Raw genomic sequence first — 25,391 nt, 5'->3', positions numbered from 1 at the left:
CCATGAACCGTTTTGCCCTGCCCTCCCCGGCCCAGGCGAAAGAGGAGCGACCCGGCCCGGCGTTTTCGCCCGCGCTCCTGCTCCTTTTTTTCGGCCTTTTCTGCCTCGGCCTGCTCGGCCTGCCCCAAGCGGCCCGCGCGGCCTGCCACAGCGTGGTGCCCGAGCATCTGACCGGGGACGTGGACGGCCTGCACATGGACGTCCTCGTGCCGCACACCGGCGTGAAGCAGGTGGACGCGGACCTGCGCGGCGTGGCCGACGACCTCGCCCGGCAGGGGCGAGCCGGGGTGATCCCCGAGGGCGCGCCCTGGCACAAGGAGCTCTTCGGCACCTACGAGTCGTACCGCTGCGGCAACGACATCTGGAGCTTCCTGCAGACCTTCGGGCTGTTTTTGGGCGGCGCGCATCCCATCCCGGTGGTCGACGCCCGGGTCTACGACCTGGCCACCGGCCGCCGCCTGAAGTTCGGCGACGTCTTCAAGGACGACACGGCCTCGGTGCAGACGCTGGCCTCCTACGTCATGGCCGACCTGATCAACCGCCAGGGGCTGGACGAGAACTGGGTCAGCGGCGCGTTCACCGATCCGGCCGCGGCCGTGTCGCATTTCCTGCTGCGCGAAAACGGCCCCATCTTCGTCTTCGCGCCCTACGAGGTGGCCCCCTACGTCTACGGCACCGTGACCGTGAAGCTGCCCTGGGGGGCGCTCAAGGACCTGACCAAGCCCGGCTTCCCGCCGAGCGCCCTGGCCATTGCGCCGAAGAAGATTCCGCCGCAGCCCGTGCCCGGCCTGCCCGGCACCCTCACCTGCCAGGGCGCCTCGGGCCAGTGGAGCCTGACCATAGCGGGCGGGACGGCCCGGCTCAGCGGCTCCGACGGCAGCCAAACCGACTTCGTCGGCCAGGGCGCCTACCTGCCCTACCAGAAGCCGCCCTTCCTCTTCTGGCAGGGCCGCCTGAAGCAGGACGACGGCAGCCTCGGCGCGCCCGTCACCGCGACCGTGACCTTCGCCCCCTGCGGCCTGGGCCTGCCCGGCGCGCAGCCCGGCGGCCAAACCGGGGGCCAAACGGGAGGCCAGCCCAAGGAGGCCGACGCGCGCCTGGTGCTGACCCTGCCGGGCGGCCAGAGCCTCACGGGCTGCTGCTCGCGCGAGTAGGAAAGGCAACGAAACGAAAAAGGGAGCGCGACCCTCGGGCCGCGCTCCCTTTTCTCTTCGCCGCTTCCGGCCGCGCCTAGGGGCGGCAGGTCTGGCGGATGTCCACGCCCTTCAGGATGAAGATCAGGTTCTCGGCGATGTTCGTGGTCTGGTCGCCCACGCGCTCCAGGCAGCGCGCCATGATGATCTTGTGCACGGCGCGCTCCACGGCGCGGCTCTCCTGGATCATGTAGTCCATGTAGTGCTTGAGGATCTTCATGTTCAGGTTGTCGGCGTGCGAGTCCATGTCGCAGACCTGCATGGCGAGGTCCGCGTCCTCGGCGTTGTACGCCTGGATGGCCTTGCGGAACATGGCCTGGACGTGCAGGGCCAGCTCCTCCATGAGCGGGTTATGGGGCAGCGCGGGCCGCTGGTTCAGCAGCACGGCGCGCTCCGCGATGTTCACGGCCTGGTCGCCCACGCGCTCGAGGTTCGCGGCCATGTAGGTGCTGCCGAGCAGGAAGCGCAGGTCGCGCGCCACGGGCTGCTCGCGGGCCAGCACCGTCAGGGTGTCCTCGTCCACCGTGCAATGCAGGCGGTTGATCTCGCTGTCGCCCTCGATGACCGTCTCGGCCAGGTCGGTGTCGCGCTCGAAGGCGGACTTGAGCGCCGCGGCCAGGGCCTTGTCGCACAGCGAGGACATCTCCAGCAGCTTGAGCCTGAGCGAGGAGAGCTCCTTGTCCAGATGCAGTCTTTCCATAAGCATTTATCCCCGCTGTTATCCGAAACGACCCGTGATGTAGTCTTCGGTTTGCTTGTTCTTCGGACGGGTGAACAGCGTCTCGGTCTTGTCGGATTCGATCAGCTTGCCCATGTAGAAGAAGGCCGTCATGTCCGAGACGCGGGCGGCCTGCTGCATGGAGTGGGTAACGATAATGATCGTGTAGCTGTCTTTCAATGCGAAAATGAGCTCCTCGATCTTCTGGGTGGCGATGGGGTCCAGGGCCGAGCAGGGCTCGTCCATGAGCAGGACCTCCGGCTCCACGGCCATGGCCCGGGCGATGCACAGCCGCTGCTGCTGGCCGCCGGACAGGCCGAGCGCCGACTGGTGCAGGCGCTCCTTGACCTCCTCCCAGAGCGCGGCGCTGCGCAGGCTCGTCTCCACCCGCTCGGCGATGAAGTTCTTGTCCTTCACCCCGTTCACGCGAAGCCCGTAGGAGACGTTCTCGAAGACCGACTTGGGGAAGGGGTTGGGCTTCTGGAAGACCATGCCCACGCGGCGGCGAAGCTCCACCACGTCCACCTTCGACTCGTAGATGTCACGGCCGTCCAGCGTGAGCGAGCCCTCCACCCGGGTGCCGGGGATGAGGTCGTTCATGCGGTTCAGGCAGCGCAGGAAGGTGCTCTTGCCGCAGCCGGACGGCCCGATGAGCGAGGTCACCTGGTTGGGCTGGAAACTGAGGTTGATGTCCTCCAGGGCCTTGAACGAGCTGTAGTAGAAGTTCAGGCTCCGGGCTTCCATCTTCATCTGCTGGACCATTGTATCTCCCCTCTCGCGAGGCCCTTGCCGCCTCCCGCATCCGGAAGGCGGCGGACGCCCCGCGTGGCGAACGAAACGGCACGCACGCGGCCGGGCCGCGGCGCGCTCGTCGAAGAAAGCCTGATCACGCCTGTTCTTTGAAACGATAGCCCACGCCGCGCACGGTCTCAACGAGGCCGGAATACGAGCCGAGCTTCTGGCGCAGACGCCTGACGTGCGTGTCCACGGTCCGGGCGTAGCCGTCGAACTCGTAGCCCCAGACCGAATTGAGCAGCTGGTCGCGCGTCTGCACGCGGCCCTGGCTGCGGATCAGCTCCGCCAGGAGCTTGAACTCCGTGGCCGTGAGCTGGACCTCCTCGCCGTCCACCTCGGCCCGGTGGGCGTCCATGTCCACGGCCAGTCCGCCGCGCCGCCAGAGCTGGCGCGAAGGGGCGGAGGGCTGGCTGCGGCGCAGGATGTTCTTCAGCCGCAGCAGGATCTCCCGGGGCGAGAAGGGCTTGACCACGTAGTCCTCGGCGCCGAGCTCGAGTCCCACGATGCGGTCCACTTCCTCGCCGCGCGCCGTGAGCATGACCACCGGCGTCTTGGCGGTTTCGGGGTTCTTCTTCAGCTCCCGGCAGATTTCGAAACCGTCCATGCCCGGCAGCATGAGATCCAGCAGGATGAGGACCGGGCGATGACGACGCGCCTTGCCCAGCGCATCCTCGCCCTCCTCGGCCTCGACCACTGTGTAGCCCGCCGATTCAAGGGTGTAGCGGAGGAGTTGGCGGATGTCCTCGTCGTCCTCGACCACCAGAATGGCGTCCTTGGGCATTGTCTGCTCCATAGGGCTGAGTCAATGCACGCAGGCAATGACGGTTTCACGGAGGGAATGTGGCGGGAATGTTACAACGCCCGGGAACGAACGGCAACCGGACCGTAACGTGGCGCGAGCGCCCCGCCCGGCGCCCATATGCGGCCCGCGCGCGGCCTCGATCGCGCGGCCGGAGCGGGGGACGGAATCGAGTCGGAATCGGGATGAAAGAGAACCGGCGAAAGCTCAGGAGACGGCCTGCGCGGCCAGGAGATCGCGCGCGAGCCGAAGGCCCTGCTCGCCGCCGCCGGCCATGCGCGCCAGCTCCTCCTCCACCTCGGCCTTGGACAGGAGGCGGCAGTGCGTGGTCGTCAGGCCGCCGTCCACCTCCTTCATGATCTGGAAATGCCTGCGCGCCCGCGCGGCCAGCTGCGGCCAGTGCGAGATGACCACCACCTGGCGGCTCCCGGCCAGACGCGCCAGCCGGTCCGCCACCTTGGTCAGGGTCAGCCCGCCCACGCCCGCGTCCACCTCGTCGAAGATCAGCGTGGGCGCGTCCGACTCGGCGCGAAGCCCGGTGAGCGCCAGCAGGAAGCGCGACAGCTCGCCGCCCGAGGCGATGCGGTCCAGCGGCTGCGGCGGCTGGCCCGGGTTGGGCACCCAGAGGATGCGGCCGCGAAGCTCGTGCACGCCCGGGTGCAACTCCTGTGGCGCGAAATCCACCAGCACCCGCACCTGCTCGGCAAAGCCGAGCTCGCGCAGGTCGGTCTCCAGCCGCGCGCAGAGCGCGTCCGCCGCCGCGCCGCGCGCCGCGTCCAGCCTGCCGAGCACGGCCGAAAGCTCGCCCGCAAGCCGCTCCTCGTCGCGCGCGAGCCGCTTCACGTCCAGCTCGCTCGCGTCCAGGAAAGAAAGGTTCTCCTCGATCTCGCGCCCCAGGTGCACGATCTCGTCGATGCCGCGCTTGAGCTTCCTGCGCAGCTGGGAGAGGTCCCACAGCCGCTTCTCCACCGCCTCGAGCTCGGACTCGTCCGCCGCGGCCGGACCGCTGCGCAGCAGGCCCTCGAGGTCGCGCAGGCGCAGCCGGAAATCCTCCACCGACTCGGACTCGGCCGCGAACCCCTCGTCCACCTTGGCGAGAATGCGCAGCTCCCGCGCCAGGCCGTCCAGCGCGGCCAGCGCCCCGCCGTCGCCGTGCAGCATGCCCAGCGCCCGCTCGCAGGCCTCGCCCGCCTCGCTCGCCCCGCGCAGCCGCACGCGCGCCGTGAGCAGCTCGTCCTCCTCGCCCTCGTGCGGGCCCACCTTGGCGATCTCCCGCGACTGGTACTCAAGGAACTCCCGCTTCTCGGCGAGCGAGCGCACCCGCTCCCGGCACTCCGCGAGCCCGCGCGCCGTCTCGCGCACCCCGGCCAGCAGCCGCGCCCGCTCCGCGAACAGCTCGGGCGCGTCCACGAAGGCGTCCAGAAGCTCGGCCTGGTGCGCGGGCGAGAGCAGCCGCGACTGCGCGTGCTGCGAGGTCTGCAGGAAAAGTTTCGGCCTGAGGTCGGCCATGGAATCGAGGCTCGCCAGCGAGTCGTCACGGAACAGACGGCTGCGGCCCGTCTCGGCGGACAGCTCGCGCCGCAGCGTCATCTCCGCGCCGTCCAGCTCGAAGACCGCCTCCACCACCGCCTTGTCCGCGCCCGGACGCACGCTCTGCACGTCCATGCGGCCGCCGGTCACGAAATCGAGCGCCTTGAGGATGAACGACTTGCCCGCGCCCGTCTCGCCGGTCAGCGCGTTGAAGCCCGCGGCGAACTCCAGCTCGGCGTCGGCGATCAGGGCCAGGTTGCGGATGCGCAGGTAGGACAGCATGGCACCCGCCTTATAGCTCCCCTCCCCTCGCGCCACAAGCCCGGTTGCACGTCCGGCAACGGAATGGCCCGATGAATGCCTCCGGCGGGCAGGGAGGGCTCCTCGCCCTCCCTGCACCCTCCCGCGCCAGGAAGGGGCTGCGCGCCCCTTCCTGGACCTTCCCCCGCAAGGGGGTCACCCCCTTGACCCGCCTTCGCGCGCGGGACGGGGCGGCACGAACGAAAGGTCGTCCGGGCGTGGAGGGATGGATGTAAACGGAGCTGTCGTGCGCACGGCCGGACGGGAAGACTGCGACGGAATCGGCCTCTCCCGTCGGAGACGACGGGAGAGGCCGATTCCGCCACGCAGGAAAAAATTCCGAGGCTACTTCATGAGCGCCAGGGCGCGATCCATCTGGATCGGGAACAGGTCAGAGGGGACCTTCTCCCGGCCGAGCTTCTTGCACACCAGGTAGCGCGCGCACTTCGCGAACGTCCCCTTGCAGTAGGTGCGCTTCATCATCTCGGCCGTGCCCGGCTTGTCGGCCATCTTGTCGTTGAAAAAGATGCACTTGGCGATCATCTCGCAGTCGGCCATGCCTCTTTCCTCCCTGCGCGTTGAACGATTTCCATTCCAGACTGATCGAGTAAATTTAATGATTACAGCATATCAGAAACGAACATGAAAACCATGCGCAGAGAGCACGGGCGCGAAAAAATCATTTCGTGAATCCGGTTGCCGCTTTTTTGCGCAGGCGGCTGCGGCCGATCACGCCCAGGCATCGCCTATCCGGTCGCCGGTCGTGTCGCGTGCGAAGGGGGTCGAGGCAGCGCCTCGCGCGGGAGGGTGCAGGGAGGGGCGCGCAGCCCCTCCTTGCCGGGGAGGGTCCAGGGAGGGGCAGCGCCCCTCCCTGGCCGCCGGAGGCATTCGCCTCTCAGGACTTCAGGAAGGCCTCGAAGGCCAGCTTGGTGGCGTAGAGGTCGGCCTTGGAGGCCAGCTCGAAGGGCGAGTGCATGGAGAGGATGGGCGGGCCGAAGTCGATGATGTCCATGCCGTACTCGGCCAGATGCTTGGCCACGGTGCCGCCGCCGCCCTGGTCCACGCGGCCGAGCTCGGCCATCTGCCAGGGCACGCCCGCGTCGTCCAGGACCTTGCGCATCCAGGCCACGTATTCGGCGTGGGCGTCGTTGGCCATGTACTTGCCGCGGTGGCCGGTGAACTTGCAGAAGGTGGGGCCGTAGCCGAAGAGCGAGGCGTTCAGCCGCTCGTGCACGTCCTGGTAGTCCGGGTCGATGGCGGCGTGCACGTCCGAGGAGAGCGCCTTGCCCGCCATGAGCACGTTGCGGGCCTTGGCCTTGGGCTGCCAGGCGTCCACGAGGTCTTCCAGGCAGTATTCGAAGAAGCGGGACTTGGCGCCGGTGGAGCCGTCGGAGCCGATCTCCTCCTTGTCCCAGAGGATGACGATCTGGGCGTGCTCGGGCGTCTTGGCGGCCATGAGGGCCGAAAGGGCGGCGTAGCAGCAGATGCGGTCGTCGTGGCCGTAGCCGCCGAGGATGGAGGAGTCCAGGCCCACGGACCGTGCGGGCCCGGCGGGCACGGCCTGCAGCTCGGCGCTGTAGAAGTCGTCCTCCACGATGCCGTAGCGCTGGTGCAGGAGCGAGAGCAGGCGCTTCTTGACGCGGCCCTTGCCGTTCTCCTCGTCCTTCTTCTCGGCCGGGGCGGGCTCGTGGCCCATGACGATGGACAGCTTCTCGGCGTCGAAGGCCTCGGAGAGCTTCTGCTCGGCCTGCTTCTGGGCGAGGTGGGGCAGGAGGTCGCCGATGGTGAAGACGGGGTCCTTGGGGTCCTCGCCCAGGGCGATCTCGACGACCTTGCCGTTCTTGAGGGCGATGACGCCGTGCAGGGCCAGGGGCCGCGCGAGCCACTGGTGCTTGCGGATGCCGCCGTAGTAGTGGGTCTTGGCCAGGCCCACCTGGACTTCCTCGAAGAGGGGGTGCTGCTTGAGGTCTATGCGCGGGGTGTCGCAGTGCGCGCCCACGAGGCGGAAGCCCTCGGACAGGGGGCGCTTGCCGCGCCGGGCGAGCAGGATGGTCTTGCCGCGCATGACGCGAAAGCCCGCCTTGCCGGTCAGGTCCTCGACGAAGCCGTTCCTGGCGGCCAGGGCCGCGGCGTAGCGCACGGTCTCGCGCTCGGTCTTGCAGGCCGTGAGGAAGGCCAGGTAGTCGTCCGCCAGGGTGTCCATGGCGTTCCTGTGCCTGGCCGTGGAGTAGACGTCCCAGCAGCTGCGGGGCTTGGATTCCAGTTCAGGGGCCTTCTTGGGGGCCATGTTTCACTCCTTGGAGACGGGTACGGCCGGTGTGCGGCCTAGTGCCGTTCGGTTGCGGGACCGGCCGAGTCGAGCCCCTGGATCAGGGCCGAGGCGGCCAAGGGAAATTCGTCGCGCCGAAGCGTTCTCGGGTCGAGCAGCAGGCTCCCCTCCTCCACGCGGCCCACGAGCGGCGGGTCCACGGCCAGGAGCGCGGCGCGCAGCGCCTCCACGGAGACGGGCGCGGCCGGGTCCACGGCCACCAGGGTGGTGGGCAGGTCGTATTCCGGGAACGAGCCGCCGCCCACGCGCGAGGCGCCGGGTCGGGTGGAGACCGAGGCGCGGCCCGCGAGCTCGCGCCGCAGGCGCGCGGCCAGGGAGCGGGCCTTGGCGCGCAGTTCGTCGGCGGAGGCGGTGATCATGGAAAGCGTGGGGATCTCCTCGCGGGCGCGGTCCATGTCCAGGTAGAGGCGGAAGGTGGCCTCGAGCGCCGCCAGGGTCATCTTGTCGATGCGCAGCGCCCTGTTCAGCGGGTTCTTCTTGATCTTGTCGATCCATTTCTTGCGGCCCACGATGATGCCCGCCTGCGGGCCGCCCAGCACCTTGTCGCCCGAGAAGGTGACCACGTCCGCGCCCGAGGCCACGGTCTGGGGCACGGTGGGCTCGGACAGGGCGAGGCCCGGGATGCGCGCGAAGTCGAAGAAGTTGCCGCTGCCCAGGTCCTCGACCACCGGGATGCCGCGGCTGCGGCCGAGCGTGACGAGCTCGGCGAGCGGCACCTCCTTGGTGAAGCCGATGATGCGGAAGTTGGAGCAGTGGACCTTGAGCAGCATCCCGGTGTTCTCGGTGACGGCGTTCTCGTAGTCGCGCAGGTGGGTGCGGTTGGTGGCGCCCACCTCCACGAGGGTGGCGCCGGACTTGCGCATGACGTCCGGGATGCGGAACGAGCCGCCGATCTCCACGAGCTGGCCGCGCGAGACGATGACCTCGCGGTCCTTGGCCAGGGTGTCCAGGGTGATGAGCACGGCCGAGGCGTTGTTGTTGACCACCAGGGCGGCCTCGGCGCCGGTGATGCGGCAGAGGATCTCCTCCACGTGGGCGTAGCGGCTGCCGCGCTTGCCCGTGGCCAGGTCGAACTCCAGGTTCGAGTAGTTGCGGCAGGCGTCGATGACCGCCTCGGTGGCCGCCTCGGCCAGGCAGGAGCGGCCGAGGTTGGTGTGGATGACCACGCCGGTGGCGTTCAGCACGCGGCGGAAATGGGGGCGCGACTTCAGGCGCACGAAGGCGGTCAGACGCGGCAGCATGCGCTCGAGCGCCAGCTCGTCCTCGGCGGTCAGGGCGCCGCTTCGTATCTCCTCGCGCAGCAGGCCGAGGAAGCCGTCGGCCAGGTCGCGCAGCATGGCGCGGGGCCTGCCCGCAAGCTCGGGGTCGGCCTCCAGGTGGCGCAGGAGACGGTCCATGGACGGCAGATGGCGGAAGAGGACGGACACGCCGGGCTCCTTTGCTGGTCTTCTGGTCGTGGTCTGGTCGCGCGATGCGTTCACTCGCCCTCTGGAGCGGCCTGCGGGGCGTCCGGGGGCAGCAGCAGCCGAGGATGTTTTGTAAAGAACTCGGCCAGCAAATACAAGGAGCCGCAGACCAGCACAGGGCCGGGCGCGGCCCCGTCCCGGGCGGCCTTGCGGGCCGCGTCGCGGGCCATGTCCAGGGCCTCGTCCAGGGAGGCGGCGGGCACGGCGCGACGGCCGAGGGCCTCGACCACGGCCGGGGCGTCCGAGGCCCGGCCGGGGACGTCGAGCCCGGGCACGACCAGGGGGCCGTCCGTGAGGGCCAGGACGTGCGGGGCGAGGGTTTCCGGCTCCTTGTCCGCGAAGCAGGAGAAGACCACGGCCGCAGGGCGCACGCCGAGCTCCTGCAGGGCCGCGCCCAGGGCCGCGAGGCCGGGCGCGTTGTGCGCGCCGTCGAGCCAGACCTCGGGTTCGTCGGGGGTCGCGCCCGAGGCCTCGGCGGGCACGCGCTGCAGGCGGCCGGGGAGGAAGGCCCGGGCGAGCCCCCGGGCCACGGCCGCGTCGTCAGGCGTCACGCGCAGGCGCGGGGCGATCTCCCGGAAGGCGGCCAGGGCCAGGGCGGCGTTGGCGCGCTGGTGCGCGCCCGAGAGGCCGAGCGGCGTGCGGGCCGCGTCGTCCAGGCCCAGCGGCGGGATCGAGGTGAACGACGTCCTGCAGCGCGCGGCCTCGGACAGCAGCTCCTCCAGGGCGTCCAGCTCCTGGGGCGCGGAGAGCACCGGGAGATTCGGCCGCATGGCCCCGGCCTTGTCGCGCGCGATGTCGCGCAGCGTGGGCCCGAGGACCTTCATGTGGTCCATGCCGATGGGCGTGCAGCAGAGCAGGTCGCGCGTGACGGCCGCGACCGCGTCGTAGCGGCCGCCGAGCCCCGCCTCGAGCACCGCCACGTCGACGCGGGCATGCGCGAAGGCGTCCAGCGCCAGGGCCGTCAGGAACTCGAAGTAGGTCAGGCCGAGCTTTTCGCAGAGCGGCCCCACGCGGTTGGCCGCGGCCAGGAAGTCGGCCTCGGGAATCAGGCGGCCGTCGATCTTCACGCGCTCGCGCACGTCCGTGAAGTGGGGCGAGGCGTAGAGTCCGGTGCGCAGGCCGTGGGCGCGCAGGATGCTCTCCAGGAAGGCGCAGGTGGAGCCCTTGCCGTTGGTGCCGACCACGTGGACGCAGACATAGGGCGGCCGCGAAAGACCGGCCTCGGCCGCGAAGGCCTCCATGCGGGCGAGAGTCAGGTCCATGTGGAAGAGGCCCAGGCCCTCGAGCCGGGCCAGGACGTCGGCCACGCCGGCAAAGGGCGCGGCGCCGGACGGTGCGGAATCGTTCGAGATGGGCATGGCGTGTGCTACCGCCGGGCGGGCCGCAAGGCAAGGGGGGGCGGCGGGGGGTGGCGCGAAACAGTGCGGCCGGTCCGTCAGGCGAACGGACCGGCCGCGGGCATGGAGGGAGGCGCTGGTGTCAGCGTGTGGAACTACCAGTTGATGCCCAGCATCTCGAAGTGGGCCTGCGGATGGGCGCAGGCCGGGCAGAGACCCGGGGCCTCGGGACCTTCGTGGATGAAGCCGCAGTTGCGGCAGCGCCAGGCGGTCTTGCCCTCGCGCTTGAAGACGCGGCCTTCCTTGATGTTCTTGGCGAAGTCGAGGAAGCGGCGCTCATGGAACTGCTCGGCCACGGCGATGTTGCGGAACACGGCCGCGATCTCGGGGAAGCCTTCCTTCTCGGCCACGGCCGCGAAGCTCGGGTACATCTCGGTGTACTCGTGGTGCTCGCCGCCGGCCGAGGCGATCAGGTTGGTGTGGGTGTCGGCGATGACGCCGGCCGGGAACGAGCCGGTGATCTCGATCTCGCCGCCTTCCATGAACTTGAAGAGGCGCTTGGCGTGCTCCTTCTCCTGGTCGGCGGTCTCGTTGAAGATGGAGGAGACCTGGACGAAGCCGTCGCTCTTGGCCTTGCTGGAGAAGAAGGTGTAGCGGTTGCGGGCCTGGGACTCGCCGGCGAAGGCGGCCATGAGGTTCTTTTCGGTCTGGGTGTTCTTCAGGGATTTCATCGTTCGCTCTCCTCGTGTGGTCTTGTTTTCGGGGTTTCGCGCGCTCCGGGTGCCGGGCGCGTCATTCTGCCTTGGCCGCGCACTCGCGGCACAGTCCGATCAGCTTCACCTGCAGTCGTTCCGTGGAAAATCCGGCCCTCGCGAGGGCCTTTGCGGCCAGGTCGAAGTCCCGGGGCAGGTCGACGTCCTCGACCTTGCCGCAGCCCCGGCAGACCGTGTGGCCGTGGGGGCACTCGCCCGTGCCGTCGAAGCGGCGCTCGGTGTCCAGGTCGATGTCCTGGATGACGCCCGCCTCGATGAGCGAATTGAGGGTGTTGTAGACGGTGGCCCGGCTCATCCACGGGTGCAGCGTCACGGCGCGGCGGAAGACCGCGTCGGCGCTCGGGTGGCTGAAGTCCTCGGCCAGCAGCCGGACGATGGCTTCGCGCTGGGGCGTGATGCGAAGCCCCTTGTCCCTCAGCTGCCCGAGCATGCGCTCGGCGCGCGGGGCGCTTTCCGGCCGGGTGGAGGTGGTGCGGGTCGTGGTGTCCATTTGCGTTCTCAATTTTGATTCATTCTAAACTTGGAATCATTCTCGTCAAGCATTTTTTTCAGATTGCCGCGAAAAATTTCCATCCTGCCGGAATATGCCCGCGAGGCGCCCGGGATGCGGCGACTGCGCGGCCCTGCCGTAGCGACAGCGTGATCTGGGGGAAGGATCGCGGAGGATCGGCGGGAGAACGGCAGGGGGCGAGGAAAGCCGGGCAGGGACGGAAGCGGGAGCGGCGGCCGGAAGACTCCGCCCGGGAGGACGGGAGAAAATCCATTCCAAAGCGCGGCGTTTTTTATTAAGGGGAGCCTCACGCGCCAGTAGCTCAGGTGGATAGAGCATCGGCCTTCAGAAAAGGAGTGCCCCGGGGGAAACCCCGGGAGTAGAACCGGCCAAATTCGGGGAAGCCTGCCCCGCCCCTCCGCAGCGCGACGGGGCGAATGGTGATCCCGAGCCAAGCCCGGAAGCCCCGGGAAGGTGTAGAGACTAGACGGTCGGCGCCTACGTCCCCTCCCCTCGCGCCATGCGGGGAACGGACGGGATACGGCGAAGGGATAGTCCAGACCACGAACGCGCATCAGCGCGGCGGACAAATCCGTGGTGGTACGCTAAGCCGACGGTCCCGGGTTCGAATCCTGGCTGGCGCGCCAACTTCCTGCAAACCTGGAGTCGCGCCATGGTTGCCCAGGATAGCCAAGACTCACCCCTTTTACCCATCGTTCTCGCGTCTGCTGAGGATTTAGCAACGCTCAGCATCGCAGCCGCCCTCGAAGGTGTCGAGCACGCTGACACTTGTGCTCTTGAGCAAGCTTTTGAACGAGCTGCAACGGAAGCTGAATCCCATAACGATATGGCTGCAAAGCGCGGCTACATGCTGCTATCAGCCCTTTGCAGCATCCATATGCAGATCGAAAATCCAGGTGATATCTGGGTACCGAAATGGCAAGACTCATCTCACCGCACTCACATACCAAGTGATTTTCGCGGAGAGCAAACTACGATCCTGAATAACATAGTTAAGAACATCGAGCATCCCGCGCTTCGGGCACGAGTTGCGGACATCGTTTGGTACAATGATCGGACGAAATGCAACGCTGCAGTGCTGGCAATTGAAGCATATTGCGAACTCGTAAGGCGCTGCCTTGATAGTGATTTCGCTTGTCAGTTCGATGACGTCCCCAACAGTATCTTTGATCTTGTTGACTGGATTCATCGAGCACTGCAACTCGCCGTGTTGTCCCGCAAGCGAGGTGAAATGCCGAATGTGCTACGGGAAGTATTTGATCTCATCTACAACCGTGCAGTTGAAACGGGGCACTACGCGGCTTTTATCAGGCTCGCCGAACTTGGGACAAGACATGGTCTGATTGTTTGGTCCAAGGTCGCTCCCGATGCGGAAAAGATAGCGAGCCAACGTGTTGGCGGCGATTACCCGATGCCTCTGCATGATACGTGGGATTTGGCCGCCCATGGCTACACGAAGCTTGGTGATAATGACGCCAAGCGACGCTGCCAGAGTTGCTCCGTGGACGAAATCCTGCGGATGCGCGGACAGGTCGACTCAGCGTCAGCGAAGGTGCATTGGACGCGACAGGCAATCGGTAAATTGCGGCAGGCGGGCGGGTTCAAAAGTCGCATTAACGAGCTAAGGGCTGAACTTCGTGAGCTTCAAGATGCCTCACTCGATGAGTTTGGGCACTTCAGCATCCCGATTGATCTTACGCAGGAGCGTCAAGAAACAGTCGAATTGTTTGAACGACTCTCGCTCCCTGACATCTTGCTCCAGTTCGCCCTACGGCCGTGCCCTCCAAAGATCGACGAACTCCGAAGACAAGCGTTGGAAAACCGTGAGCACAGTGTGCTCGGCTCGCTGATGGGCGCCAGCTACGCCGACCACGAGGGCAAAGCTGTCGCCGAAACACCAGCGATGCCACTTGATGGCGAGCCCAGCGCCGACTGGTTCAAGGGGCAGTCGCTTCGGTTTCTTGATCTTTGGTATCATCAGGTCGTGGTTGGGTTCATTGAACCTGCACGATTTACTACCATGCTCAGGTTTCCATTGGAGGACAGATACTTTGAACCGATCGTACGCATGAGTCCTTTCGTTCCACCAGGGCACAACCACCTGTTCGCACTTGGATTCACGCGCTTCTGGCAGGGCGACTACGCCTCAGCCGCCCATCTGCTTATCCCCCAGCTTGAGAACTCACTTCGGCATGTCTTATCGATCGCCAATCATGACTCATCGAAAATCAAGTCGGACCTATTGCAGGAAGATTGTTCTCTCTCGGAATTGCTCAAAAATTTCCACGCGGGACTGGTGAAAATATTCGGTGAGGACCTCATCAACGAACTCGATTTGTTGTTCAATCACCGAGCTGGACCAGCTCTCAGGCACGAGATGGCACATGGCAAGGTGTCGACGGATACCTGTTATCACCCATCCACAATCTACGCATGCTGGCTGATCTATCACCTTACTTGTATTCCACTGATGAAACAGTGGAAGGACATTGTTGCTCCAGCAATTGAGCAAGCCACCTTTTAGGCTCACACGGTGCGCTTCGGCTATCGCCCTTATCTTTTGACCGCATCGAATTTTTTCCGTCCTCCACCGACACGCATTTCCGCGATCACAAACGCGCCGCTCCTCTCCCCTACGCCGATTCGGGCACGGTGCGGCGGCTTTCCACGGCGCGCTGCACGGCCTGGGCGAGCTTGGACAGGAGCATGGCCAGGCTCAGGATGAGGGTCAGGCTGGACAGGAAGTCGAGCGCCAGGAGGGGGAAGTTCCTGGGCGGCAGGGGGTGCACGAAGAGGTAGGCGTGCAGGATGTAGATCTCCAGGATATAGGAGGAGACGGGCAGGAGCAGGGAGGCCACGGCCTCGGGCAGGCGGACGTGGCGGCAGGCCTCCACGGCCAGGACGCCGAGGACCAGGAGCAGGGCCGAGTTGGCGGCCGTGACGTGCAGGACGAGGTTCAGGGCCAGCATGCCGCCGCCGAGGAGGGCCAGCCCGCCGAGGCAGACACCCCTGGAGAGCGCGATCTCCCGCTTGGCCAGGAAGACGCCGAGCAGGAAGCCCGCCAGGGTGATCCACAGGGTGTGCGTCATGGGCACGGCGTCCACCAGCCAGAGGCACAGCGCCGTGGCCGAGGCCGTGAACAGCCAGGACGGGACGGGGTTGCGGTTCACCCGCTCGAGCAGCGGATAGGCGAGGTAGAAGAGGAGCAGCAGGGTGAGGAACCACAGCCCCGCGCCGAAGGGGCTCTGGTTGTGGATGCCGAACCAGGTGAGGAAGCCCTTCATGCCTATCCAGCTGAGGAACGAGTGGAAGGAGAAGACGTCGTGCCTGCCCTCGGCCAGGAAGAGCGCGGCGAGGAAGACGTTCAGGGTGGTGTAGGCGTAGCCCAGGCGCACGAGCTTGCGCCGCCAGAAGCGGCCGATGTCGAAGCCCGGGCCGTAACGCAGGGCCGTGAAGTAGCCCGAGGTGCAGGCGAAGACGATGAGCCCGATGGCGCTCAGGCACCACCAGTAGTCCATGACTTTGTAGTGCAGGCCGGAGCTCAGGTAGAAGTGGCCGAAGGCGATGGTCAGGATGGAGAGCAGCTTCAGGATCTGGGCGTTCCTGCTGAACAGGGCGGATTGGTTCATGCGCTGGCGTCCTCGCGGGCTGCCTCCCGGAGCTGCCGGGGGGCGGGGATTTACCGGGACCATAGCACCGAATCGCCTCTCCGTCGCCCCTTTTGTTGAACGAACCGCGTTCATCCGAGGCTTCGCCGACGAGGAAAACGTCCGCGTGCCGTGCACAAACTTTCGCAATCCCCGGCATTTCCATCCTTCCCGCGTTTATGTAATGGAGGACTCCGTGTCCGCGCGAATTCCCATGGCACCGTTCACGCCCCTGCCCGGAAACGACAGCGCGGCCGGGATCCGCCGCACGGGGCGCAGCACCGGCTTTCGAGGAAGCACATGCAGCAGACAGGCGACACCAGCGCGCGGGACCTCTCCGCGCTGCGCATAGACAAGTCCAAGGCCACCATCCGCCGTTCCGGCCGCTGGAAGCGGCGCGCCGTCATCATCGGGGTGCTGGCCGCGCTTCTGGCCGGGCTCTGGCTGGCCGGGGTCTTCACCCCGAGCGCCTCCGTGCGCGTGGCCGTGGCCGCGCCCTACTACCCCTCGCAGTCCTTCACCCTGCTGAACGCCTCGGGCTACGTGGTGGCCCAGCGCAAGGCCGCCGTGGGCTCCAAGATCACGAGCCGGTTGGTGGAGCTCTATGTGGAGGAAGGCGACCGGGTGAAGGCCGGGCAGATCATCGCCCGGCTGGAGGGCGCGGACGTACAGAGCGCGCTCGAGCGGGCCAGGGCGGACGTGCGCGCGGCCCAGTTCCTGATCGACGAGGCCGAGGCCCGGCTCTACAACACCCGGCGCGCCTACCTGCGCATGGAGAAGCTCCTGCCCGGCGGCTACGTGGCGCAGTCGGACGTGGACGCGGCCAAGTCGAGCTTCGACGCCGACGAGGCCGCCGTGCGCACGGCAAAGGCGCAGCTGCAGAGCGCGCGCAAGGCCGAGCTCGAGGCCAAGGTGAACGTGGACTACACGGAGATCCGCGCGCCCTTCGACGCCGTGGTCCTGACCAAGGACGCGGACGTGGGCGACATCGTCACCCCGCTGGGCGCCGCGGCCAACGCCAAGGCTTCGGTGGTGACCATCGCGGACATGTCCTCGCTGCAGGTGGAGGCCGACGTCTCGGAGTCGAACATCTCCCAGGTGCGCACGGGCCAGCCCTGCGTGGTGCAGCTCGACGCCCTGCCGGGCGAGCGCTTCGACGGCCACGTGCACATGATCGTGCCCACGGCCGACCGCTCCAAGGCCTCGGTCATGGTCAAGGTGGCCTTCGACCATCTCGACCCGCGCATCCTGCCGGAGATGAGCGCCAAGGCGGCCTTCCTCGCGCACCCCATCCCCCCGGACGAGGCCAAGGCCGTGCTGGCCGTGCCCACCTCCGCGCTGCTGCCGCACAAGGAAGGCGCCCCCGCGGACACCGCGAGCCTCTTCCTGGCCGAGCAGGGCAAGGCGCGCCTTACGAGCGTGACCACGGGCCGCGCCTTCGGCGACCTCACGGAGATCGTCTCCGGCCTCACGAACGGGCAGCGCGTCATCGTGGCCCCGCCCGAGGGGCTTTCCGACGGCGCGAAGATCAAGGTCAGCGAGTAGGCGCGCCATGACCGCGGACGAGACGAACGCATCCGGCCTTTCGGCGCAGGACCACCTCTCCGCCCACCCGGACGGCCTGCAGGAGCCGCTGGTGGTGGTCGAGGGCGTGTCCAAGTCCTACCGCCGGGGCGACGTCTCCGAGACCGTGCTCGAGGACATCACCTTTTCCATCGGCCGGGGCGAGTTCCTCTCGCTCATGGGGCCCTCCGGCTCGGGCAAGTCCACGCTGCTGAACCTCATCGCCGGGCTGGACAAGCCGGATGCGGGCAGCATCATCGTGGACGGGCTCGAGGTCTCGGACCTGACCGAGGCGGAGCTCGCCCGCTGGCGCTCGCAGAGCGTGGGCTTCGTCTTCCAGTTCTACAACCTCATCCCGGTGCTCACGGCGCTCGAGAACGTGGAGCTGCCCCTGCTGCTCACCGGGCTCTCGCGCGCCGAACGGCGCGAGCACGCGGCCGCTGCCCTCTCCCTGGTGAGCCTTTCGGACCGCCTGGGCCACTACCCCAAGCAGCTCTCCGGCGGCCAGCAGCAGCGCGTCTCCATCGCCCGCGCCCTGGTCTCGGACCCGCTCCTGCTGGTGGCGGACGAGCCCACGGGCGACCTGGACCGCAAGTCCGCCGAGGACGTGCTGGACCTCATGGAGCGCATGAACCGGGATTTCGGCAAGACCATCGTCATGGTCACGCACGACCCGCACGCAGCGGCACGCGCCGGGACCATGCTCTACCTGGACAAGGGAAGCCTGGGCAGTGCTCCTCAAGATCCTCTTTAGGAACGCCTTCCGCCACCCCCTGCGGACAGCGCTCACGATCTGCGGCATGGTCGTGGCCGTGCTCGCCTTCGGCTCGCTGCGCACGGTCATCGACGCGTGGTACGCGGGCGTGGCCGCCTCCTCGTCCACGCGCCTGGTGACGCGCAACGCCATCTCCCTCATCTTCCCCCTGCCCCTGTCCTACGAGTCGCGCATCGCGGGCGTGGAAGGCGTGAAGACCGTGTCCTACGGCAACTGGTTCGGCGCCTACTACGTGGACCAGAAGAACTTCTTCGGCAACTTCGCGGTGCAGGCCGAGAGCTATCTCAAGCTCTACCCGGAATTCGTGGTGCCACAGGCGCAGAAGCGCGCCTTCCTGCGCGACCGCAAGGGCGCGCTCGTGGGGAAAAAGCTCGCGGACCGCTTCGGCTGGAAGGTGGGGCAGACCGTGGTGCTCATCGGCACCATCTACCCGGGCAACTGGGAGTTCACCATCCGCGGCATCTACCACGGCCGCGACCAGACCGCGGACGAGACGAACTTCCTCTTCCACTGGGACTACCTGAACGAGACCATGAAGCGCACCACGCCGAGCCGGGCGGACCAGGTGGGCTTCTACATGGTCGGGGTCAAGCGGCCGGAGGACGCGGCGCGCGTGGCCCAGGACATCGACGCGCTCTTCGCCAACTCCTCGGCCGAGACCCTGACCGAGACGGAAAAGGCCTTCCAGCTCGGCTTCGTCTCCATGAGCGAGGCCATCATCACCGCCATCCGCCTGGTCAGCGTGATCATCATCGTCATCATCCTCGTGGTCTGCGCCAACACCATGGCCATGAGCGTGCGCGAGCGCAGCGCCGAGTGGGCCGTGTTCAAGACGCTCGGCTTCTCCGGGGCCACGGTGGCGCTGGTCATCGTCGGGGAGTCGCTGGTCATCTCCTGCGTGGGCGGGGGCATAGGCCTCGCCCTCACCTTCCCCCTGGCCGACTTCTTCCGCTCCGCGCTCGGGCAGTACTTTCCCATCTTCAACGTCTCCGAGACCACCATCCTGCTCGACGCGGGGCTGAGCGCCGCGGTCGGCTTCCTGGCGGGCATCTTCCCCGCCGTCTCGGCGGCCCGCATCCCCGTGGCGCACGCCCTGCGCCGGGTAGGCTGAGGAAATCCGCCGGATGTCCCTGCTCTTCTTCTACAGCCTGCGCAACCTGGCCACGCGCAAGATGACCACGGCGCTCACCGCCCTGGGCATGGGGCTCGTGGTCTTCGTCTTCGCCTCGGTGCTCATGCTCACCGAGGGGCTGGAGAAGACGCTCGTCTCCACCGGCTCGCCGGACAACGCCGTGGCCATCCGCAAGTCCGCGGACACCGAGGTGCAGAGCAGCGTGGAGCGCGCCGAGGCCGACATCCTGACCACCGAGCCCGAGGTTGCCTTGAACGGCGCGGGGCAGCCCATGGCCGCCAAGGAGGTGGTGGTGCTCATGGTCCTGTCCAAGCGCTCGGGCACGCGCTCCAACGTGGTCCTGCGCGGTATGGACACGGACTCCCTGGCGCTGCGCCCCCAGGTGCGCGTGGTCCTCGGCCGCCCGCCGCAGCCCGGCTCCACGGAGATCATGGTCGGCCAGAGCGTGGTGCGCGACTTCTCGGGCGTGAACCTCGGCGCCTCGCTCTCGTTCGCCGCGCGCACCTGGCGGGTGGTCGGCGTGTTCGACGCCGGGAACACGGGATTCTCCTCGGAGATCTGGGGGGACGGCAGGCAGTTCATGCAGGCCTTCAGGCGGCAGTCCTACTCCTCGGTGCTCCTGCGCCTGCGCGACCCGAGCCTCTTCTCGCGGCTCAAGGAGCGCGTGGAGCACGACCCGCGCCTGACCGTGCAGCTCGAGCGCGAGCCCGCCTTCTACGCCAAGCAGTCCGAGATGCTGGCCAAGTTCCTGCGCATCCTCGGCCTCTCGCTGACCGTGATCTTCTCGGTGGGCGCGGTGGTGGGGGCCATGATCACCATGTTCTCGGCCGTGGCGGGCCGCACGGCGGAGATCGGCACGCTGCGCGCGCTCGGCTTCTCGCGCGGGGCCATCCTCGCGGCCTTCCTCATGGAGTCGCTGCTGCTCGGGGGGCTCGGCGGGCTCATCGGCCTGGGCGCGGCCTCGCTGCTCCTCTCGGTCAGCGTCTCCACGACCAACTTCCAGACCTTCGCGGAGCTCGCCTTCCGCTTCACCCTGACCCCGGCCATCGCGGCCGAGTCCATCGGCTTCTCCCTGGTCATGGGGCTCGTGGGCGGCATCATCCCCTCCGTGCGCGCCGCGCGCATGAATCTCGTCGAAGCCCTGCGCGAAGACTGACCAGGCCGTCCCGAAAGCCCCATCTGCTGCGTTGCCGCGAAAAGTTCAAACCCTCGCGTATGTCAAAATACGCTTCGGGCTTGAACTTTTCTTGCGCCTTGCATCTGGGACTTTCGGAACGGCCTGGGGTTTCGGTTCTTCGACGGGGACGGCCGCATTCCCGGAGGGGGGAGGCTATTCCTTGCGCAGCACCAGGGTGCCCGCGATCATGTCGTGCAGGGCCTGGCGGCGGCGGGTGAAGGCGGCCATGATGTAGCCGAGCAGGAAGATGAAGCCCGAGACGAACTTGCCGAAGAAGCGGGCCGAGGCGCGGCCGAAGCCGAGGCGGCGGCCCGAGAGGTCGGTGACAAAGAGGTTCAGCAGGCGCTTGCCCGGCGTGGCCTGCCAGGGCGAGGACTCGAAGAGCGCGTAGTAGCCCCAGGAGAGCGAGACGCCGATGATCAGGAACATGTCCTCGAAGGCCTCGGGCGGCTGGCCGTTCTTGCCGATGGTCACGTTCATGAGCAGGCCGATGACCATCCCCACGATCCACGAGCAGCCGCCGAGCAGGAGCTGGTCCACCACGAAGGCCAGCAGCCTGCGCGGGAAGTCCGCGTAGGCCGCGCCCGCGGGCGGACGGTCGCCGCTCGCGGCCTCCTCGGCCGCGCGCCTGGCCTTCAGGTGCGCCCAGGGGTCTTCGTCGGGTCCGCCGTCGGGCCCATCGCTGGAACCGTTCGCGGAGAAGGCGCCGAAGCGGCCGCTCGAGGCCGTGTCGTCGCGCTGCGCGCCGTCCAGCTTCGTCCCGCAGGACGGGCAGAAGCGCGCCTGGTCGGATGCGTTCTCGCCGCATTTGGGGCAGGTCTTCATGCCCGCCCCCCCGCGGCCCTCATGGCTGTGCGGATGAAAAGATCATGCATGGCCCGGCTATACGCCATGCGGCGGCATGGGGCAAGGCGCGGCGGGCGCTCCCTCCCCCTCCCGCGAAGGCCGCGTGCGCTACGGAAAGAGCGGGCCGCTCCCCTGCTCCACGTTCAGGATGACCGCGAACGCGCTCCAGAAGACCCAGGCCCTGCGGCCCGGCACGAGGGAAAGGCCGTCCGCGCTGGCCGTGGTGACCACGGCGCACACGGCCGTGCCGTCGGCAAGCTCGGTGACCACCTCGGTGGTCACGCTGCCCCGGTGCACCTCGCGCACCACGCCCAGGTAGCGGTTCTCCGCGCTCATGGCCGCCGGTTCGCCGGGCCCGGCCGCGGCGCCGGACTCGGCCGCGGGGCCGGGCGCGCCGTCCTGCTCCGCCGGGGCGATGAGCACCCAGGGCGCCTTGATCTCGGCCGTGACCATGGCGCCCTCGTGAAGCCCCAGCGAGGCCACGCTGCCCACGGTGATCATGGAGCGCAGCCGCTGCCCGCCCACGGCCTCCACCTCCACCAGGGCCTGGACCTCGCCCGTTCTGATGCCCGTGATGCGGCCGAAGAAGGCGTTGCGCGCGGAGGTGCGGCGGCGTTCACGCTCCATGAAGCGCGCCACCAGGCGCCGCGCGTCGTCCTCGGAGTAGCCGTGCCAGGCGGCCGTGAGGCTCGGGCTGGACTGGCCGAGCGTCTTCTGCACCACGGACAGCGGCACCCCGCCGCCGAGCATCTCCACGGCGCGCGAGCGGCGCAGCACCGTGGGGCTCGAGAGCTCGCGCGGCAGCCCGGCCGCGGCCGCGCGCTGGGCGAAGGTGCGCCGCACCTGGCCCTGGTCCAGGGAGAAGAGGCGTCCGGCGAGCGGGGCCGAGCCGGGGTGCTCCATGAGCGCGGCGACCTCGGCGCAGACCTCGGCCGAGAGCTGCACCTCGCGCCCGGCAAAGCGCACCGCGCCCGTGGCGCAGTCCACGTCCGCGCGCTCGTCGAGCCCGAGCACCTCGCCCAGCCGCGCCCCGCTCGCGCGCAGGAGCAGGAAGACGCAGAGCATGCGGCGCCTGGAGAGCGCCACGTCCGGCCGGTTCGAGGCCGCGGCCCAGGCGCGGAACGACTGCTCCAGCGCCGCGAGGCCCACCGTGTCCAGGTGACGCTGCGTCTGCGCGGCCTGCGCGGTCAGCACATTCCGGCCGCGCCGCGCGGTCCCGGGCGTCTTTCCCGAAGCCTTGGCCGAAGCCTTGGCCGCCCCGGCCGTCTTCGTCCTCTTACCTGCCGCCCTGCGGGCCATGCCGTCTCCTTCGGGGCGTTTTGCCGGCCGTTCCGCCCTGCGGCCGACCGTGCAGATTCCCCGTGACAAATCATCCGTGAAGCGCTATTTTTTCACTGCCACGGAAATACATATTTCCGTGACACAAGGCAAGCCGAGGGCCCGGGCAGGCCGGTCCCGCCCCGCTTGCCGGAGGGAGGCCGCCATGCACTTCGCCGTCGCGGGCATAGACGTAGCGCCCTGGGTCCCGCCCCTGGTGGCCTTCTGCATCTCGTTCTTCACGTCCATGGGCGGCATCTCGGGCGCCTTCCTGCTGCTGCCCTTCCAGATGTCCTTCCTCGGATACACGAACCCGTCCGTGAGCGCCACGAACCAGCTCTTCAACATCGTGGCCATCCCGTCCGGGGTCTACCGCTACATCCGCGAGGGCCGCATGGTCTGGCCGCTGACCTGGGTGGTCATCGTCGGCACCCTGCCCGGGGTCTTCCTGGGCGCCATCGCCCGCGTTCGCTGGCTGCCGGACCCGCGCAACTTCAAGATGTTCGCGGGACTCGTGCTGCTCTACATCGGCCTGCGCATGGTCCGCGACCTGACGTGCAGGAAGGGCGACAAGGCCGCGGCCGAGAAGCGCTTCCAGGAGCTCGTGGCCGCGCACAGGAAGCGTGCGAAGGAGACCTGCGAGCCCCTGCCCACGACCCGGGTCCTCGCCTGGAACCTGCGCCACGTCTCCTACGAGTTCTACGGCGAGCGCTTCACCGTCTCCTCGCCCGGCATCTTCCTCCTGAGCCTCGTGGTCGGCGTGGTCGGCGGGGTCTACGGCATCGGCGGCGGCTCCATCATCGCCCCCTTCTTCGTCTCGGTCTTCGGCCTGCCCATCTACACCGTGGCCGGGGCCGCGCTCATGGGCACCTTCGTGACCTCGGTCTTCGGCGTGGCCTTCTACCAGGCCATCGCCCCCTTCTATCCGCACATGTCCGTGGCCCCGGACTGGTCGCTGGGTCTTCTCTTCGGCGCGGGCGGCATGCTCGGCATGTACCTCGGCGCGCGCTGCCAGAAATTCGTCCCTGCCAGGGCCATCAAGTGGGGGCTGGCCGCGGTCATCGTCTACACCGCCGCGAAGTACGTCGTCGGCTGGCTGTTCTAGCCTCCCGCGCACGACCTTCCGGCCGTTTCGCGCCGGGCGTTGCCATTTGCCGCCGATACCGCCATAGTGCGCGCCATGCGCGCCATACAGGTGGTCAACGTCCGCTTCTTCAACGCCACGGCCTGGTACGCCTTCTTCCTGGCCCGCCTCATGCGCGAGGCCGGGCACGAGGCGCTGGTCGTGGGCCTGCCCGGCACCGAGAGCTTCGGCGTGGCCGAGAGGTGGGGGCTCGCCCCGGTCCCCATGGAGCTGAACACCCAGAACCCCCTGCGCATGGCCGCGCTCTACCGCGACATCGCGGCGCTCGTCAGCGACTTCAGGCCCGACGTGGTGGACTGCCACCGCGGCGAGTCCTTCCTGCTCTGGGCGATCCTCAAGCTGCGCACGCGCGCCTTCAGGCTCGTGCGCACGCGCGGCGACCAGCGCCTGCCCAAGGCCAACCTGCCCAACACGTGGCTGCACCGCGACGCGGCCGACGCCGTGATCGCCACCAACAGCCGCATGGCGCGCCACTTCGTGCGCGAGATGGGCCTGCCCCGCTCCAAGGTCTGGACCATCCTCGGCGGCGTGGACACGGACTGCTTCCGCTTCGACGCTGCGGGCCGCGAGCGGGTGCGCGCGGAGTTCGGCTTCACGCCGGACGACCAGGTCGTGGGCATCGTGGGCCGCTTCGACGAGGTCAAGGGCCAGCGCGAGCTGATCGCCGCCATGGGCAGGCTCAGGCAGCGCGACGGCATGCACCGCGCGCGCCTCTTCCTCGTCGGCTTCCCCACCACCCTCTCCACGGAGCAGGTCATGGCCTGGTGCCGCGAGGCGGGGATCGAGGACGGCGTGCGCGTCACCGGGCCGCGCGACGATGTGGCCGCCTGCCTCTCGGCCCTGGACGTGGGCGTGTGCGCCTCCCTCTTTTCCGAGACCATCGCCCGCGCGCCCATGGAGATCATGGCCTGCGGCAGGCCTCTCATCTCCACCTCCGTGGGCGTGCTGCCCGACCTCATACCGCCCCAGGCCCTGTGCCGCCCGGGCGACGTGCCGGGCATGGAGGAGCTCCTGCTCCTCGCGCTCTCGCAGCCCGAGTGGCTCGCCGCCGTGCGCGAGGAGGAGCAGCGGACCATGAGCCAGTATTCGGGCAGGGATTTCCTGTCCCAGACCCTGAGCCTCTACCAGGGGCTCATCACCGGAAGCGGTGGAAACGGCTGAAACGGACGCCGCGGCGCGCGAGCCGCGCGGCCGGACGAAAGCAGGTATACGCATGCGCCAGCCCATCACCGCGGTGGTCCTGACCTTCAACGGACAGCGCCTCCTGCGGCAATGCCTCGAAAGCCTCGCCTTCTGCGACGAGATCCTGGTCGTGGACTCCGGGAGCACGGACGAAACGCTCGCCATCGCCGCAGAGTTCAAGGCCCGCGTCCTCACCCGCGCCTGGGAGGGGACCATCCCCCAGTTCACGTTCGCCTTCGAGCACGTGCAGACGCCCTGGATCATCACCCTCGACCAGGACGAGGTCCTCTCGCCCGAGTTGCGCGAGAACGTCCTCTCGCGCCTGGAGAACCCGGGCAACGCCTGCGGCTTCTGGGTGCGCCGCAGCTCTTTTTATTTCGAGCGCTTCATGGGCCACTCCGGCTGGTACCCGGACTGGCTCTTCCGGGTCTTCCGCGCGGACGGCTACGTGCTGCAGGGCACCCTGCCGCACGAGGAGTTCCGCCCCAAGGGCGAGGCCCCGAGGCTTCAGGCGGACATCATCCACTACCCCTACGAGGACCTGGCCGAGCACCTGCGCAAGATCTCGAGCTACACCAAGACCGCGGCCGAGATCATGTACGCCAGGGGCAAGCGCTGCGGCGTCACGGGCGCGATCTTCCGCGCGCTCGGGCGCTTCGTGAAGAAGTACGTCTTCAAGCGCGGCTTCCTCGACGGCCGCGCGGGCTTCGTCCTGGCGCTCTACGACATGCTCTACGTCTTCCAGAAGTACCTGCTGCTCGAGGAGATGCGCGTGCGGGAAAGGCAGGGGCGCAAGGAGCCCTGACCCCGGTCCCGGGAAGCTTGAACAGGCAGGAACGCGAAAAGCCCCGCGCACG

The 25,391-nt window shown here is 68.1% G+C and carries 22 protein-coding genes; 9 read left to right on the top strand and 13 right to left on the bottom strand.

Features of this window, described 5'->3' with window-relative positions; all coding sequences use genetic code 11:
• Positions 1-2 precede the first annotated feature (2 nt).
• Complete coding sequence (locus tag DSX2_RS11320) at positions 3-1,154, top strand: RsiV family protein (RefSeq protein WP_020880771.1); 1,152 nt, start codon at positions 3-5, stop codon at positions 1,152-1,154.
• Positions 1,155-1,230: 76 nt separating this feature from the next.
• Here the strand turns inward: DSX2_RS11320 and phoU are convergent, their stop codons facing one another.
• The 10 genes from phoU to DSX2_RS11270 all read right to left on the bottom strand — a co-directional run bounded on the left by phoU (position 1,231) and on the right by DSX2_RS11270 (position 11,730).
• Positions 1,231-1,893 (bottom strand): phosphate signaling complex protein PhoU, encoded by a 663-nt coding sequence (gene phoU, locus DSX2_RS11315; RefSeq protein ID WP_020880770.1) that lies wholly within the window; start codon positions 1,891-1,893, stop codon positions 1,231-1,233.
• An 18-nt stretch (positions 1,894-1,911) separates the two neighbouring features.
• Positions 1,912-2,673 (bottom strand): phosphate ABC transporter ATP-binding protein PstB, encoded by a 762-nt coding sequence (gene pstB / locus DSX2_RS11310; RefSeq protein WP_020880769.1) that lies wholly within the window; start codon positions 2,671-2,673, stop codon positions 1,912-1,914.
• Between the two features lie 124 nt (positions 2,674-2,797).
• Complete coding sequence (locus DSX2_RS11305; RefSeq protein WP_020880768.1) at positions 2,798-3,487, bottom strand: response regulator; 690 nt, start codon at positions 3,485-3,487, stop codon at positions 2,798-2,800.
• Between the two features lie 225 nt (positions 3,488-3,712).
• Positions 3,713-5,317, bottom strand: a complete 1,605-nt coding sequence (locus DSX2_RS11300) for a DNA repair protein RecN (RefSeq protein ID WP_020880767.1) — start codon at positions 5,315-5,317, stop codon at positions 3,713-3,715.
• 363 nt (positions 5,318-5,680) lie between these two features.
• On the bottom strand, positions 5,681-5,893 hold the full coding sequence (locus DSX2_RS11295; RefSeq protein WP_020880766.1) for a hypothetical protein: 213 nt from the start codon (positions 5,891-5,893) through the stop codon (positions 5,681-5,683).
• A 337-nt stretch (positions 5,894-6,230) separates the two neighbouring features.
• On the bottom strand, positions 6,231-7,622 hold the full coding sequence (locus DSX2_RS11290) for an aminopeptidase (protein ID WP_020880765.1): 1,392 nt from the start codon (positions 7,620-7,622) through the stop codon (positions 6,231-6,233).
• 38 nt (positions 7,623-7,660) lie between these two features.
• Positions 7,661-9,091 (bottom strand): L-seryl-tRNA(Sec) selenium transferase, encoded by a 1,431-nt coding sequence (selA, locus tag DSX2_RS11285; RefSeq protein WP_020880764.1) that lies wholly within the window; start codon positions 9,089-9,091, stop codon positions 7,661-7,663.
• A gap of 50 nt (positions 9,092-9,141) precedes the next feature.
• Positions 9,142-10,488: a folylpolyglutamate synthase/dihydrofolate synthase family protein gene (locus DSX2_RS11280; RefSeq protein WP_020880763.1), complete on the bottom strand. Its 1,347-nt coding sequence runs from the start codon at positions 10,486-10,488 to the stop codon at positions 9,142-9,144.
• Between the two features lie 134 nt (positions 10,489-10,622).
• Positions 10,623-11,198, bottom strand: a complete 576-nt coding sequence (gene rbr, locus DSX2_RS11275; protein WP_020880762.1) for a rubrerythrin — start codon at positions 11,196-11,198, stop codon at positions 10,623-10,625.
• 61 nt (positions 11,199-11,259) lie between these two features.
• Entirely contained in the window at positions 11,260-11,730 is a 471-nt protein-coding gene (locus DSX2_RS11270) for a Fur family transcriptional regulator (RefSeq protein ID WP_020880761.1), read from the bottom strand.
• A gap of 673 nt (positions 11,731-12,403) precedes the next feature.
• Between DSX2_RS11270 and DSX2_RS18060 the strand changes: the two genes are divergently transcribed.
• Entirely contained in the window at positions 12,404-14,275 is a 1,872-nt protein-coding gene (locus DSX2_RS18060) for a DUF4209 domain-containing protein (RefSeq protein ID WP_020880760.1), read from the top strand.
• Positions 14,276-14,384: 109 nt separating this feature from the next.
• On the opposite strand, the gene DSX2_RS17635 is transcribed toward DSX2_RS18060, so the two are convergent.
• A complete protein-coding gene (locus tag DSX2_RS17635; RefSeq protein ID WP_020880759.1) occupies positions 14,385-15,380 on the bottom strand; it encodes an acyltransferase family protein in 996 nt (331 codons plus the stop codon).
• A 318-nt stretch (positions 15,381-15,698) separates the two neighbouring features.
• Here DSX2_RS17635 and DSX2_RS11255 point away from each other — a divergent pair, with 318 nt between their 5' ends.
• From DSX2_RS11255 to DSX2_RS11240, 4 genes are all read left to right on the top strand, one after another.
• On the top strand, positions 15,699-16,943 hold the full coding sequence (locus DSX2_RS11255) for an efflux RND transporter periplasmic adaptor subunit (RefSeq protein ID WP_020880758.1): 1,245 nt from the start codon (positions 15,699-15,701) through the stop codon (positions 16,941-16,943).
• Between the two features lie 76 nt (positions 16,944-17,019).
• Complete coding sequence (locus DSX2_RS11250; RefSeq protein WP_035042023.1) at positions 17,020-17,715, top strand: ABC transporter ATP-binding protein; 696 nt, start codon at positions 17,020-17,022, stop codon at positions 17,713-17,715.
• On the top strand, positions 17,693-18,847 hold the full coding sequence (locus DSX2_RS11245) for an ABC transporter permease (protein WP_020880756.1): 1,155 nt from the start codon (positions 17,693-17,695) through the stop codon (positions 18,845-18,847). The genes DSX2_RS11250 and DSX2_RS11245 overlap by 23 nt, the downstream gene beginning before the upstream one ends.
• A gap of 13 nt (positions 18,848-18,860) precedes the next feature.
• Positions 18,861-20,024, top strand: coding sequence for an ABC transporter permease (locus DSX2_RS11240; protein ID WP_020880755.1), 1,164 nt, complete (start codon positions 18,861-18,863; stop codon positions 20,022-20,024).
• A gap of 174 nt (positions 20,025-20,198) precedes the next feature.
• Here DSX2_RS11240 and DSX2_RS17630 read toward each other — a convergent pair whose 3' ends face one another.
• Both DSX2_RS17630 and DSX2_RS11230 read right to left on the bottom strand, forming a co-directional pair.
• On the bottom strand, positions 20,199-20,870 hold the full coding sequence (locus DSX2_RS17630) for an RDD family protein (RefSeq protein WP_020880754.1): 672 nt from the start codon (positions 20,868-20,870) through the stop codon (positions 20,199-20,201).
• Positions 20,871-20,999: 129 nt separating this feature from the next.
• A complete protein-coding gene (locus DSX2_RS11230; RefSeq protein WP_020880753.1) occupies positions 21,000-22,190 on the bottom strand; it encodes a TOBE domain-containing protein in 1,191 nt (396 codons plus the stop codon).
• Positions 22,191-22,374: 184 nt separating this feature from the next.
• Between DSX2_RS11230 and DSX2_RS11225 the strand changes: the two genes are divergently transcribed.
• From DSX2_RS11225 to DSX2_RS11215, 3 genes are all read left to right on the top strand, one after another.
• The gene (locus DSX2_RS11225; RefSeq protein ID WP_020880752.1) at positions 22,375-23,313 is read left to right on the top strand and encodes a sulfite exporter TauE/SafE family protein; all 939 of its coding nucleotides are present in this window, start codon (positions 22,375-22,377) and stop codon (positions 23,311-23,313) included.
• A 75-nt stretch (positions 23,314-23,388) separates the two neighbouring features.
• On the top strand, positions 23,389-24,513 hold the full coding sequence (locus DSX2_RS11220; RefSeq protein ID WP_020880751.1) for a glycosyltransferase family 4 protein: 1,125 nt from the start codon (positions 23,389-23,391) through the stop codon (positions 24,511-24,513).
• Positions 24,514-24,565: 52 nt separating this feature from the next.
• Positions 24,566-25,339: a glycosyltransferase family 2 protein gene (locus tag DSX2_RS11215; RefSeq protein WP_020880750.1), complete on the top strand. Its 774-nt coding sequence runs from the start codon at positions 24,566-24,568 to the stop codon at positions 25,337-25,339.
• Positions 25,340-25,391: the final 52 nt, after the last annotated feature.

This window comes from Desulfovibrio sp. X2 (genome assembly GCF_000422205.1).
Lineage (GTDB): Bacteria > Desulfobacterota > Desulfovibrionia > Desulfovibrionales > Desulfovibrionaceae > Alkalidesulfovibrio.
This window is presented reverse-complemented; position numbering and strand designations above follow the sequence as displayed.